Below are 11,961 nucleotides of genomic sequence, written 5' to 3' on the forward strand. Positions count from 1 at the left end.
GTCACGCTATTCCACAGCCCCGGAGATGCGGCCGTTCACCAGGGGTTCCTGCGGCGTCGAACTGACCTGACCCCTGCGATAGTTGTCGAACACCACCGCCGCCCGGCCAGAGTCGGCGGCCGTCATCGGGCGGGCGCCGAGAATGTCACGCGGGTCGGCGATCTGCGCCGCCATATTCGCGGTGATGGCGCAGCCGAAGCCGCCCGAACTCTGGTTGGAGAGCCGGGGTCCCATGTTGCGAGCCTCGACGGCGCAGTTGGGAACGGAGGCCCGAAGGGTTTCGAAGCCGGCCAGCACCGGCGCGCGCGGATCGGGCGCGGCATAGGCGGCCATCTGGATGCGGTCTCCAGGAATGCCCGCGGATTGCAGGAAGGTGCGGACGGCATAGGCCTGCTGGACCGCGACCGGGTCATCGCCCGCGGGGGATTCAATACGGACATGGCCGGCGCCTGAGGCGTCATAGCGCGCGGCCAGACCGCGCAGCGCGGCGTGCTGGTTCGATGACAGGCCCTGATCGTGGACGGCCAGGGCGATGCGGTCCAGACCCGGCTCGACCTGCAGGGAATAGCGCGACAGCGGCGTCAACGGAGCGTCGGCCTCACCGGACATCGAGGCGCAGCCCGAGGCGGCGAGCCCCGCGGCGAGGACGAAGATGGCGGATGCGAGGGCGCGTTTCACGGGGATCCTCATTCGATTACATAGCCCACGGGGCCGCTCCAGCCGCTGTCGGCGGCGGCGGGATCGCCAGGCCGGCGGTATTGCTGGTTCAACTGGCCGAACAGCAAGGTCTGGGCGTCATTGGCGATCATCAGGCCGTCGGCCGGCGTCTGCATCCGTCCGGGCGAGGTCGGCGAGACGATATAGGCCTCGATGAGGATGACCAGTTCGGTCTCGCCTGACAGATAATCGCGCGAGCGGAACAGGGTGCCGAGGACCGGCAGGCTGCCGATGCCCGGCAGCTGGTCGATGTTCTGGCGCGTATCCTCGCGCAGCAGGCCGGCGATCATCATTGAACCGCCGGACGGAAGCTCCACGGTCGTCGATGAACGGCGCACGTTCAGAGCCGGTATGACCAGGGCGTTCGGCCCCGTTCCGCCCAGGGTGAAAGCGCCGTTGGTGGTCAATTCCGACACCTCGGTCGACAGCTGTAGCGAGATGCGACCCTGCGACAGCACGATGGGGCGGAAGGCGAGCCGCACGCCAAAAGGTTTGAACTCGACCTGGATATTTCCGTTGTTGTCGCGACCGACCGGAACGGGAAACTCACCGCCGGCCAGGAACTCGGCGTTCTCACCGTTGACCGAGGTCAGGTTCGGCTCGGCGAGGGTGCGGACCAGGCCGACACGCTCAAACGCGCGAAGGCTGGTGTTCAGTCGGCTGCCGTCGCCGGCCTGGTCCAGATAGTTGAGTATGCCGCCGCCCAGCTGGCTGCCGGACACGCCGAAGGTGGCGCCCTGGACGAAGGACAGGCCGTCGCCGACACCGCTGAGGATGCCGTTGACGTCCAGACCCAGTTGTTTGATCGCCGTGCGCTGAACCTCGATGACGCGGGCCTTGACCATGACCTGATCAGAGCCGGCGATGGTCATCATGTTGATGACCTTTTCCGGAGCCGAGACGAAGGCCCGGGCGACCTGGGCGGCGCGGTCGGCTTCGCCGGGACTGCTGACGGGTCCGGTCAGGATGATGCTGTCGTTGACGGCCTCGGCGCGAACCTGGGAGCCCGGCATGATCCGGCTCAGCGTGTCCTGAAGCGCGGAGACGCCTGCGTCGACGCGGACGCGCAGCGACAGGATGGTGCGGCCGGCGGAATCCAGAACCACGGCGTCGGTTTCGCCGGGCTGGAGGCCGATGATCGTTATACGGCGCGGCGAATGCAGCATGGCCTCGGCCACCATTGGATTCGGCACAATGACGTCGCGGGCGTCGGACGGCAGATCGATGGCCATCGACGAACCGCGCGGCAGGTTGATCAGCTGGGCGCCGGCGCCCATCGGCACGGCGGCGCGGGACTGGGCCTGGGCCTCGATAGGCCCGGCGGGCGCGACGGCGGCAACCGTCAGGCTGACGAGGGCGATCGCGATCAGATGTTTCATTGGACCACCACCACTTCGGGCGCGCCGCCGCGATAGACACGGACAGCGGAGGATTGACGCACGGCCGCGACCCGCCCCGACGGACCGCCGGTGTCGGCATAGGAGCGCAGGACCAGGCTCAGCTCGCCTTCGGACTTGGCCAGGGCGAGGGCCTCGGCGTCGCTGGGACCGACTTCGAGCGTGGCGGTGGCGCCGACGACGGCCTGTTCATCGTCGCCGGCCCGGGTCGACTGGTCGATGGCCAGAACCTTGATGTTCTGCATCACGGTCGATGAAGCGTATTTGGACCGGTCGCCTTCCTGGGCGCCGGCATTGCTCAAGTTGGTCTCCCGGGTCAGCAGGACATCGACCCGGTCGCCGGGCAGGATGAAGCCGCCCGCCGCGGTCTCGACCGTGACCCGGATGGCCATGGCCCGCATGCCGGGCTCCAGATAGGCCGCCATATAGCCGCTGTCCCCGGCGCGCACGATCTTGCGGCCGACGATCGGTTCGCCGGCCAGGATCGGTTCACGCACCACCGAGCCGACATAGTCGGCCTTGGCGCCGCCGGTGGCCAGGTTGGTGGCAGCCCGGGTGACCGAGGCCACGGCGCCCTCGGGGCGGGCTGCGGCGGGGGCCGCGCTTGCGGCGGCATCGGCCGAGGGCAGGGGCGTCGTACCATCGGTGATAAAGGCCGGATTGACCTCGTCGACGGGCCAGTCTTTCCAGGCCAGATCGGACTCGGTCAGCCGCTGTCCAGGCTGCAGATCCTTGGCCGCGACCAACACCTTGGCCATGGGCCGCCCCGGAACGGCGGCGGCGGCGGCGACGGCGGTCGGTGAATTCGAGGGCGATCCCATGGCGCGCACCACCAGGGCCAGACCGATGGCGGCCACGGCGGCGACGCAGATCACGATGATACGGGCGGGCTTCATCGACGGTCTCCGGCAGGCTGGACCGGACCCTTAAAACGGTCCTTGCGCCCCCTGCCGTTAACGACCATGCCGGGCGCGGGTTAACGACGGCCTAAGTGTCGGACGAACCCGCGCTATCCTGCGATGAAGGTGGCGAGCAGCGGCGAGGCCGGATAGGCCATCAGCGCGCCGGCGGCGATGGCCACGCCATAGGGAATGTCGCCGCGGGGCTCCATCAGCTGCACCACCCATCCGGGCGCGCCCAACAGATAAGGGCGTGAATGAAAGCGCGCGAACAACAGGACCAGACAGAACAGGCCGCCCATCACGCCCGTCCACAGCAGGAACATGCCTGAGCCGGTCGCGCCCAGCCAAAGGCAGGTCGCCGCCATCAGCTTGGCGTCACCGCCGCCTATCCAGCGCAGGGCGAACATGCCCGCTCCGATCACCAGCGCCAGGGCCGCGACCCCGATGTTGGCGGCCACCGTCATGGGATCGAGACCCACGGTCAGGGCGGCGGGGAAGAAGGCGAGGATCAGAAGGCCGGAGATCCAGTTCGGGATCTTCATCGACGTCAGGTCCTTGAGGCCCGCGACGATGGCGAGCGCCGGCATGACGCCGAGAAGGATCAGAGTGACGGTGTCCATTCCCCCTTGTGGGTCACCGACGGTTAAAGTCGGGTTGCCATACAGGGCGCGATACAAGCGAAAGAGGCCGAAGTGTTTCGCTCCGGCCTCTCGCGGGTTTCAGGACTTTCGTCGCGGTCAGGCGCCGGCGGTGCCGCCCATGCCGGTGACGACGTCATTGAACTTGGTCTTGATGGTGGAGCCGAGGGCCGTCACGGCCGAGATGATGACGACGGCGATGAGCGCAGCGATCAGGCCGTACTCAATGGCCGTGGCGCCCGACTCGTCGGACATGAATTTCGATACGAACCTGGTCATTGGGTTTTCCCTCCTGAGGGGTTGCTGGCGACGGGCGGGGGAGCCGGTCGCCCGTCTGACCCCCTGAACTTCCGCACCCTGCCGCGCCTGGGTTAAGTCCCGGCGCACAAAACTGCTTACCCCGGCCTTGACCATAAAAAGGGGATCCGGCCCGCCGGAATAGCAGAGGGGCCGGAGCGTTTCCGCTCCGGCCCCTCGCCGGTTTCAGGACTTTCGCCGCGGTCAGGCGCCGGCGGTGCCGCCCATGCCGGTGACGACGGCGTTGAACTTGGTCTTGATGGTCGAACCCAGGGCCGTCACGGCCGAGATGATGACGACGGCGATGAGCGCAGCGATCAGGCCATACTCGATGGCCGTGGCGCCCGACTCGTCGGACATGAATTTCGAAACGAACTTGGTCATTGGATTTTCCTTTGGATGGAATGAAGCGAGCTATTGAAACGGGGGGAGCCGGTAGCCCGCTTGACCCCCAAACGCAGGACTGTTTTCGCCGATAACGGTTAAAGTCACGTGGGCGGGCGTGGTTACTTGGATATTTACTCTAAAAAGTTTTCATGTTGCAGACCCGCAGGTTTCCGGAGGCAGGCGACGATCGACGGCGCGGCCAAGGTAAAGGGGCCGGAGCGTTTCCGCTCCGGCCCCTCGCCGGTTTCAGGACTGTCGTCGGCGATCAGGCGCCGGCGGTGCCGCCCATGCCGGTGACGACGGCGTTGAACTTGGTCTTGATGGTCGAACCCAGGGCCGTCACGGCCGAGATGATGACGACGGCGATGAGCGCAGCGATCAGGCCGTATTCAATGGCCGTGGCGCCCGACTCGTCGGACATGAATTTCGAAACGAATTTGGTCATGACTGAAATCCTTCTGTGTTTAAGCGAGCGATCGTTGACACCAACAGGGTCATCGGCTTGTGCCCGCTTGACCCCCTCTTGCACGATCAGCCTGCGCCTCGCGGATTAAGGGCGAGTAAAACAACGATACGTCAGCACGATTTCTTTATTGACGTCGCGTTTACTATGATTTTGGGCGTGATTGCATGATTTCAGACTTTCTTGAGGTTTGGAGGGCAGTGTCTGGAGACGCTCACGCGCGCGCCCCGTTCACTGGAAGTCGACGCCATGACCCGATCCGCCTCCCCCGCCCGCCTTGCCGCTGTCCTGGTCTCTTCTGCCCTCCTGCTCGCGCCTTCCATCGGAACGGCCCAGTCGGGCAGCATGAACGTCGAGATCGATCAGACCCAGCGGGTCCAGCTGCGTGGACAAGCCGGTTCGGTCATCGTGGGCAATCCCGCCATCGCCGACGTGACGGTGGTGGACGCCAACACCCTCTACATCACCGGCAAGGGCAATGGGGTTACTGAAATCGTGGCGGTCGATACGATCGGTCGCACGGTGTTCCAGAGCCAGATTGTCGTCACCGACGGCGCCGGTTCAGGACGGGTCCGGGTCTGGCGCGGCGGCCAGGCCACCGAGATGGCCTGCGCCTCGTCCTGCTCACCCTCGCTGCGCGGGACCAGCGGCGCCGCGCCGACCCCCTGAGGAATCGGACCGGTGTCTCTCCGCTCCACTCATCAGCCACGAAAACGGTTTCGCGCGCGCTTCGCCCGCGGCCTGATCCGATCGACCGACGGCTCGGCCGCCGTCGAGTTCGGCATGGTCGCCCTGCCCTTCATCCTGTTGGTGTTCGCCATCCTGGAGCTCGGCATTGTCTTCGTGACCGATTCCATTCTGGAGAACGCCACCATCGAGACCGGACGACTGGTTCGAACCGGCCGGGCCAGCGCCCAGTCCATGACAGCGGCCACGTTCAAGACGTCGCTGTGCGGCCGGATGAGCATCTTCGCCGCCGATTGCAACAGCCGCGCCACCGTCGATGTGCGGGTCATTCCGCAGTTCGCCACCACCCCGCCCGATCCCATGGCCGGCGGCACGTTCAATAATGGGGTCCTGACCTACAGCAATGGTCTTCCGGGCGACCTGATCCTGGTGCGGGTCTGGTACCGCCAGCCGCTGCTGACGACCTTCCTGGCCCAGGGCCTGTCGCGCATGAACGACGGCGCCGCCATGCTGACCGCGACCACCGCCTTCCGGAATGAACCGGCATGATGCGGCGCGGCGTATTCTCGCGGCTCGGTCGCGACGAGCGGGGCGTCTCGGCCGTCGAGTTCGCCCTGCTCGCGCCCGTGCTGATCGCCTTCTATTTCGGCATGGCCGAGTTCTGTCAGGGCTTCATGGCCCAGAAGCGGATGGGTCACGTCTCGGCCATGGTCGCTGACCTGGTGGCCCAGGAGGATTCAGTCGCGACAGCGAATCTGGACGATATCTTCGCCATCGGCGGCCTGATCATGAAGCCGTTCTCCACCGTCGCGTTGAAACAGCGGGTCAGCAGCGTAACCCGCACCTTGGGTGTCGCCAGGGTCGACTGGAGCCGCGGTGACGGCATGACCGCCCGGGTGGTCAACTCCACCATCACCCTGCCGACCGATCTGATCTCCGACGGCGAGAGCATCATCGTGTCGGAAGCGACCTATGACTACGATTCTCCGATCGACTATTTCATGCCCGGCATCACCCGGTTCTCGCACATCTATTATCTGCGGCCGCGGACGGTGGACAAAATCCTCTGTTCGAACTGCTAGCGCGAAATCGGCCTTGGTGGACGCAGTCCATCAAGGCTCAGATTTCGCTCCAGCATAACTCTGGCCCCGTCAGCGCTTCCCTTAGCGCCCTGATCTTGGCTGTAGTCTCCGCCAGTTCGGCGTCCGGATCGCTGTCCGCCACGATGCCGGCGCCGGCCAGTGTGCGAAAACGCCACCCGCCCTCCATCCGCTCGAACGAGGCCGTCCGGATCAGCACCGAGGCCGTCAATCGGCCGTCGTCCTCGATATGGAACAGGCTGCCGCACCAGGGCCCGCGCGGCGGCTCGTGCCCGGCGATGACCTTCATGGCCTGATGCTTGGGCGCGCCGGTGATGGAGCCGGGCGGGAAGGTCGCCTCCAGCAGCTCCGCCGGTCCGATCCCGGCGCGGGCCAGACCCGTGACCGTCGAAACCAGATGATGGACGGTCGGATGGCTCTCAACCTCGAACAGCGCAGCCACGGAAACCGAGCCGGACTGCGCAACGCGCGACAGGTCGTTGCGCATCAGATCGACGATCATCAGGTTCTCGGCCCGGTCCTTGGCGCTGGCGCTGAGCTCAACAGCCAGGGCGGCGTCGCGGGCCGGATCGGCGTCGCGCGGGCGGGTGCCCTTGATCGGCCGGGTCTCGATGCGGCGGCTGTGCGGATCGAAGGTCAGGAACAGTTCGGGCGAGTTGGACACGACGGCGCGATCGCCCAGTCGCCAGAAGGCGCCATAGGCCGCGGCCCGCTCCGCCAGCCGAAGCATGACATCGAAGGGGTCCGCGCCGGGCTTCAGCCCACCGGACCAGGCCCTCGCGATATTGGCCTGGTAGAGATGGCCTGCCGCGATCCGGTCCACGACATCGGCGACCGCGGCGAGATAGGCCTCCGGCGACGCTTCGGCGACGAAGTCATCGGCGGGGGGCGGCGGACAGGTCGGGTCGACGACAGAGACCAGCCAGCTCTCCGCGCGGTCGGCCGCGGCTGTCGCGTCGTCCGGATCATCTCCCCGGCCGAAGACCCGCACCCGGCGTTCCTGATGATCGAAGGCCAGCATGGCCGGATAGCGGGCCAGCATCAGGTCGGGCCAGACCGGATCGCGCGGGCCGGTCGCAACGCGGGCTCCGGCGTCATAGGCCAGCAGGCCGATCACGCCCGCGGCGAAGTCGGGGCTCCGCAACAGGTCCAGCGACCCACCGGCCCCCGTGGTCCCGACATGGACAAGGTCCGGTTCAGCGGCGACGAAAGACCAGCGGCCCAGGACGCCGCCGTCGGACAACAGGGCCAGCGGCCCGTCCAGATGGCGAAGGCCTGCGGCGACCACCAGCGGATCGCGCCACGCCCGCTCGCGGACCTCGACGGATCGCGCCCGCCCGGTCACGCCGCCAGCCGCGCGCCGATCCGGTCGCGCAGGGCCGGATCGACCCCGAGCGCCTGCTCCAGATAGGCGTCGGTCGATCCGTGAAGGGCTGCGATCTCGGTCAGGGCGGTGTCCAGATAGACGGCCTCGACCCCCAGGAAGGCGACCACGGCGTCATGGGAAGCGGCCCGGCCGGTCTGCGCCTCAAGCTGGCGGGCGATGCCCGGCGCACGACCTTCCAGATCGACGGCGGTGTTGGTCAGCAGATAGTCCGCGACCATGTCGTCGTGATGCACCCCCAGCAGATGATGGGTCAGGGCGGCCAGCAGGCCAGTGCGGTCCTTGCCGGCGGCGCAGTGGATCAACACCGGACCGTTCGTCTCGCCGAGGGCGCGGAAATATCGCGCGAACAGCTCAAGGTGCGACGGCTCGAAGGCCAATCGCCGGTAGGTGTCGGTCATGAAGCGCCGGCCCGAGTCCGGGGTCAGGTCGGCGGTCCGCAGGAAGGTCAGGTGCGGCGCTTCGCCGCCGTCGTCATGGGCGCTCTCGATCACCGCGCCGCTGAAACCCGGAGGCCGTTTGGAGGGCTGGTGGCGGCGCTCCGACGGCCGGCGCAGATCAACCACCGTGGCGATGCCCAGGGCGCCGAGCCGGTCCAGATCGGCCTCGCTGGCCCAGGCCTGATGGCCGGACCGGAACAGCCGGCCGGGGGCGACCCGTCGTCCGGCCGCCGTGGCGTAGTCGCCGTAGTCGCGGAAATTGTCGAGAGCGTCGAAACGGTGGATGCGGCCGGTCATTCGCCCTGTCTAGACGACCCTCCCGATACGAACCACCACCCTGCGGCTACGCCTTGCCGACGAGGCCCTGCATGGCGTCGAGATAGGCGACGAAGGCCTTGCGGCCGACCGGCGTCATCGCGGCCTCGGTCAGGGGTTTGCGACCCTCGAACCGTTTGCTCACGGCCACGAAGCCGGCGTCCTCCAGCTTGCGCAGATGGACCGACAGATTGCCGTCCGTGGTCTGCAGCCGCGCCTTCAGGGTGTTGAAGTCCGCGCTTTCGACGCCGGACAACACGGCCATGATCCCCAGACGCACCCTGCCGTGGATGACCTCGTCGATGCGGTTGATGTCGAACTCGCCCGTCATGCGATCAGGCCCGCGCCTGCCGCATCAGCAGGAAGCCGGGCAGGGCCATCAGCAGGAACAGGGCGCCGGCATAGGCCAGATACTGCGCATCCAGACCGGTCAGGCTGGCCAGAAGCGGCGCTGCCGCGAAGGAGCCGATGGCAAGGCCCCACAGCATCCGGCTGCGATACATGGCCGCGGTGACCGCCCAGCCGATGCCGTAGAAGACCATGATCACCGATATCCCGAGCGACATGGCGAGCAGGCCGCCCTCCGCCCCTGTACGCCAACCCACCGCCGCCATCGAAAGAAACAGGGCGAAAATGCCCCAGCCCAGGGCGCTCCAGACGGTTCCGCTGGCGCGGTTGCCGGCGGTCATGACGCCGCGCTCGCGCTTGAGGCGGGAGAGGATGACGAAGAGGGTGAGCAGAAACAGGCCGGTGGCCGCCAGCCAGCCGATGCCGATCGCCAGACCGCTGGCGGGAAAGACTCCGCTGATCTGGGTCCAGTGGAACAGGCTGGCCGCGCCGTAGATCAGGCCGGCGCTCATCAGGATGGAGGCGCCTTGCATCGGCGCCTGGGCGCCCTCTTCGGCGAGGCGCCGCATCCAGGCGATGTCGGCGGCGGGGTCTTCGGTGTTATCGGTCATGGGGTGGGTCTCCGTATGCAGCCCCCTTATGCCACAATTACTTTGTAATGCAAAGCACTTGGTTCCTTGCATTTCAGCCGCGCGACGCCCTTGCCTGGTTCGCCGCTCCGGGACACAAGCGCTCATGTCCATGAGTTTCCAGCGCATCGCCTATGAGGTCCGCGAGGTATGCAACGCCGTGGAGCTGGCGACGCTCGAAGCGGCGGTGGCGCGCACGGGCCTTGGCCAAGGCGCGACCGCGATCGACATCGGCACGGGCAATGCGACGGTGGCCATCCAGCTGGCGCAACGGTTCGGCCTGGCCGTCGCGGCCATTGAGCTGGATCCGGTCATGGCGGATCTGGCCCGAAGCCGGATCGAGGCCGCGGGCGTCGAAAACAGGGTGTCGCTGACGGTGGCCCGCGCCGCCGAGGTGCTGGCGCGGAAGGGACCGGTCGATCTGATCGTGGCGCTCGGGACCACTGATGTCAGCGGCGAGGGCCGGCCGACACCGGAGGCCGGCTTCATCGCCCTGCGCCGGAGCCTCAAGCCCGGCGGCTGGCTGCTGTGGGGCGACGTCGTCTGGCTGGCTGAGCCGCCCGCCCCGCTGCGCCAGATCACCGAGGCCACCAACCTTTATACCGACGACGACGGCTGGCGCGCCGCGGCGGCGGCAGCCGGGTTTGAAGTGATCGAAGGCCGGGTTTCGCCGCAGGATGTGTTCGACACCTATTCCGGCGACTCCATCGCCGCCGCCCGCGCCTGGCTGGACGCCAATCCCGAAGCGCCCGGGGCGGCGTCGATCCGGCTGAACGCCGACCGGGTTCAGGCCATCATGGAGTTCGGCCGCGACTATATCGGCTTTGGCCTCTATCTGCTGCGCAATCCGGACTGACCAACGTCAGGCGGTGCGGATGATCCCGCCCGAAGCCGCAACCGGCCACGGTGTCAGTCTGGCCCCGGCGCAGGGACCGCCGACGCAGGCCCCGGACAGCGGCTCGAAAACCGCCCCGTGCCAGCCGCACAGGATCAGCGATCCGTCCGGCACCAGATAGCGGTCCAGTTCGATCGCCAGCGGAAAGCCCTGGTGCGGACAGCGGTCGACATAGCCGGCGACCTGACCGGCCTTGCACACCACGAACCCGTGGAAGAAGGCCTCGCCGATCTGCAGCACGAAGCCGCGCGAGCCGGGGTCGGCGATGTCCGCCTCGGCGCACAGGGCCACGCCCGCCGGCGTGGTCCAGACGCGTTTGCGTTCGCTGATCGGCGGGGTCTCGTCCATCCCGCGCGCTAGTGCCGTTCAGCCTTCAGTGGGCGCGACAGCAGATTGTCGATCACCGCCTCGACCGTGGTCTCGCCGCTCAGCAGGGCCGCGACGGCGAGCGAGATCGGCATGTCGACGTCCATCTTCGCGGCCAGTTCGCGCACCGCCGGCGCGCTCTCGTAGCCCTCGGCCACCGACCGTTTTCCGGCCAGGGCCTGCTCCACCGTCTGGCCCTGGCCGAGCGCCAGACCCAGGCTCATATTGCGTGACTGGGGGCTGGAGCAGGTCAACACCAGATCGCCGAGGCCGCACAGGCCGGCCACAGTCCCGGCCCTGCCGCCCAGAGCGACGCCCATCCGGGTCATTTCGGCGAAGCCGCGGGTGATCAGGGCGGCGTGGGCGCTGCGTCCCAGGCCGCGGCCCTCGCTCATGCCGCAAGCGATCGCCAGCACATTCTTGATCGCCCCGCCGACCTCGGCCCCGATCAGGTCGGTGGCCAGATAGGGCCGAAATCCCGGCGCCGACAGGGTCCACATCAGCTCCTCGCCCAGCGCCTCGTCAGCGCAGGCCAGGGTGACGGCGGAGGGCAGACCGCGCGCCACCTCGGCGGCGAAACTGGGTCCGGACAGAACCGCCGCCGGGGCGGCCGGCAGGGTTTCCGCCAGCACATCGGTCATCAGCTTCAGCGAGCCGCGCTCGATCCCCTTCGAGCAGAGGATGACCGGTACGCCGGGCCGATGGTGAGCCGCAAACGCCGCCAGCGTCGAGCGCATATGCTGGGCGGGCGGGACGGCGAGAATGACGTCGCAGGCCCCGAGATCGGCCAGATCGGCAGTGACCTCTACATGATCATCCAGCGTGATCCCCGGCAGGAAGGCCTCATTGACGCGGCGGGCGCGGATGCTCTCGACCACCTCTGGCTCGCGCGCCTGCAACAGGACGTCGAGGCCGGCCCAGCCGGCGACCTGGGCCAGGGCCGTGCCCCAGGCGCCGGCGCCGATCACTCCCGCGGTCTTGAACTGCATGCGTCGT

At 67.6% G+C, this 11,961-nt stretch carries 17 protein-coding genes; 4 read left to right on the plus strand and 13 right to left on the minus strand.

Annotated elements, in window-relative coordinates; translation table 11 throughout:
• Nucleotides 1-6 precede the first annotated feature (6 nt).
• From Q8K49_RS01975 to Q8K49_RS02005, 7 genes are all read right to left on the minus strand, one after another.
• On the minus strand, nucleotides 7-678 hold the full coding sequence (locus Q8K49_RS01975; RefSeq protein ID WP_305303751.1) for a CpaD family pilus assembly protein: 672 nt from the start codon (nucleotides 676-678) through the stop codon (nucleotides 7-9).
• A gap of 8 nt (nucleotides 679-686) precedes the next feature.
• Nucleotides 687-2,096: a type II and III secretion system protein family protein gene (locus Q8K49_RS01980; protein ID WP_305303752.1), complete on the minus strand. Its 1,410-nt coding sequence runs from the start codon at nucleotides 2,094-2,096 to the stop codon at nucleotides 687-689.
• On the minus strand, nucleotides 2,093-3,010 hold the full coding sequence (cpaB, locus tag Q8K49_RS01985) for a Flp pilus assembly protein CpaB (RefSeq protein WP_305303753.1): 918 nt from the start codon (nucleotides 3,008-3,010) through the stop codon (nucleotides 2,093-2,095). The genes Q8K49_RS01980 and cpaB overlap by 4 nt, the downstream gene beginning before the upstream one ends.
• A gap of 113 nt (nucleotides 3,011-3,123) precedes the next feature.
• The gene (locus Q8K49_RS01990) at nucleotides 3,124-3,636 is read right to left on the minus strand and encodes a prepilin peptidase (RefSeq protein WP_305303754.1); all 513 of its coding nucleotides are present in this window, start codon (nucleotides 3,634-3,636) and stop codon (nucleotides 3,124-3,126) included.
• 117 nt (nucleotides 3,637-3,753) lie between these two features.
• Complete coding sequence (locus tag Q8K49_RS01995; RefSeq protein WP_284222522.1) at nucleotides 3,754-3,933, minus strand: Flp family type IVb pilin; 180 nt, start codon at nucleotides 3,931-3,933, stop codon at nucleotides 3,754-3,756.
• 222 nt (nucleotides 3,934-4,155) lie between these two features.
• Nucleotides 4,156-4,335 carry a Flp family type IVb pilin gene (locus tag Q8K49_RS02000; protein ID WP_156389405.1) on the minus strand — a complete coding sequence of 60 codons (180 nt, stop codon included), beginning with the start codon at nucleotides 4,333-4,335 and terminating at the stop codon, nucleotides 4,156-4,158.
• A gap of 268 nt (nucleotides 4,336-4,603) precedes the next feature.
• Nucleotides 4,604-4,783 carry a Flp family type IVb pilin gene (locus Q8K49_RS02005; protein WP_156389405.1) on the minus strand — a complete coding sequence of 60 codons (180 nt, stop codon included), beginning with the start codon at nucleotides 4,781-4,783 and terminating at the stop codon, nucleotides 4,604-4,606.
• Nucleotides 4,784-5,050: 267 nt separating this feature from the next.
• On the opposite strand from Q8K49_RS02005, the gene Q8K49_RS02010 reads away from it, so the two are divergent.
• From Q8K49_RS02010 to Q8K49_RS02020, 3 genes are read left to right on the plus strand one after another with little or no spacing between them, the layout of a single operon-like run.
• Complete coding sequence (locus Q8K49_RS02010) at nucleotides 5,051-5,470, plus strand: pilus assembly protein N-terminal domain-containing protein (protein WP_305303755.1); 420 nt, start codon at nucleotides 5,051-5,053, stop codon at nucleotides 5,468-5,470.
• A gap of 12 nt (nucleotides 5,471-5,482) precedes the next feature.
• Nucleotides 5,483-6,037 (plus strand): TadE/TadG family type IV pilus assembly protein, encoded by a 555-nt coding sequence (locus tag Q8K49_RS02015; protein WP_305303756.1) that lies wholly within the window; start codon nucleotides 5,483-5,485, stop codon nucleotides 6,035-6,037.
• Nucleotides 6,034-6,570 carry a TadE/TadG family type IV pilus assembly protein gene (locus Q8K49_RS02020; protein WP_305303757.1) on the plus strand — a complete coding sequence of 179 codons (537 nt, stop codon included), beginning with the start codon at nucleotides 6,034-6,036 and terminating at the stop codon, nucleotides 6,568-6,570. The genes Q8K49_RS02015 and Q8K49_RS02020 overlap by 4 nt, the downstream gene beginning before the upstream one ends.
• 37 nt (nucleotides 6,571-6,607) lie before the next feature.
• Here Q8K49_RS02020 and Q8K49_RS02025 read toward each other — a convergent pair whose 3' ends face one another.
• The 4 genes from Q8K49_RS02025 to Q8K49_RS02040 are packed head-to-tail and all read right to left on the minus strand — an operon-like array spanning nucleotide 6,608 to nucleotide 9,686.
• A complete protein-coding gene (locus tag Q8K49_RS02025; protein ID WP_305303758.1) occupies nucleotides 6,608-7,933 on the minus strand; it encodes an anthranilate synthase component I family protein in 1,326 nt (441 codons plus the stop codon).
• Nucleotides 7,930-8,709 carry a tyrosine-protein phosphatase gene (locus tag Q8K49_RS02030; protein ID WP_305303759.1) on the minus strand — a complete coding sequence of 260 codons (780 nt, stop codon included), beginning with the start codon at nucleotides 8,707-8,709 and terminating at the stop codon, nucleotides 7,930-7,932. Before Q8K49_RS02030 ends, Q8K49_RS02025 begins: the two co-directional genes overlap by 4 nt.
• 46 nt (nucleotides 8,710-8,755) lie before the next feature.
• Nucleotides 8,756-9,058, minus strand: coding sequence for a transcriptional regulator (locus Q8K49_RS02035; protein ID WP_305303760.1), 303 nt, complete (start codon nucleotides 9,056-9,058; stop codon nucleotides 8,756-8,758).
• A 4-nt stretch (nucleotides 9,059-9,062) separates the two neighbouring features.
• Nucleotides 9,063-9,686 carry a hypothetical protein gene (locus Q8K49_RS02040; RefSeq protein WP_305303761.1) on the minus strand — a complete coding sequence of 208 codons (624 nt, stop codon included), beginning with the start codon at nucleotides 9,684-9,686 and terminating at the stop codon, nucleotides 9,063-9,065.
• Nucleotides 9,687-9,816: 130 nt separating this feature from the next.
• On the opposite strand from Q8K49_RS02040, the gene Q8K49_RS02045 reads away from it, so the two are divergent.
• Nucleotides 9,817-10,560, plus strand: a complete 744-nt coding sequence (locus Q8K49_RS02045; protein ID WP_305303762.1) for a cyclopropane-fatty-acyl-phospholipid synthase family protein — start codon at nucleotides 9,817-9,819, stop codon at nucleotides 10,558-10,560.
• Between the two features lie 6 nt (nucleotides 10,561-10,566).
• On the opposite strand, the gene Q8K49_RS02050 is transcribed toward Q8K49_RS02045, so the two are convergent.
• Both Q8K49_RS02050 and Q8K49_RS02055 read right to left on the minus strand, forming a co-directional pair.
• A complete protein-coding gene (locus Q8K49_RS02050) occupies nucleotides 10,567-10,947 on the minus strand; it encodes a Rieske 2Fe-2S domain-containing protein (protein ID WP_305303763.1) in 381 nt (126 codons plus the stop codon).
• 8 nt (nucleotides 10,948-10,955) lie between these two features.
• Nucleotides 10,956-11,954, minus strand: coding sequence for an NAD(P)H-dependent glycerol-3-phosphate dehydrogenase (locus Q8K49_RS02055; RefSeq protein WP_305303764.1), 999 nt, complete (start codon nucleotides 11,952-11,954; stop codon nucleotides 10,956-10,958).
• Nucleotides 11,955-11,961: the final 7 nt, after the last annotated feature.

It is taken from the genome of Brevundimonas sp., assembly GCF_030682035.1.
In the GTDB taxonomy this organism is placed as follows: Bacteria; Pseudomonadota; Alphaproteobacteria; order Caulobacterales; family Caulobacteraceae; genus Brevundimonas.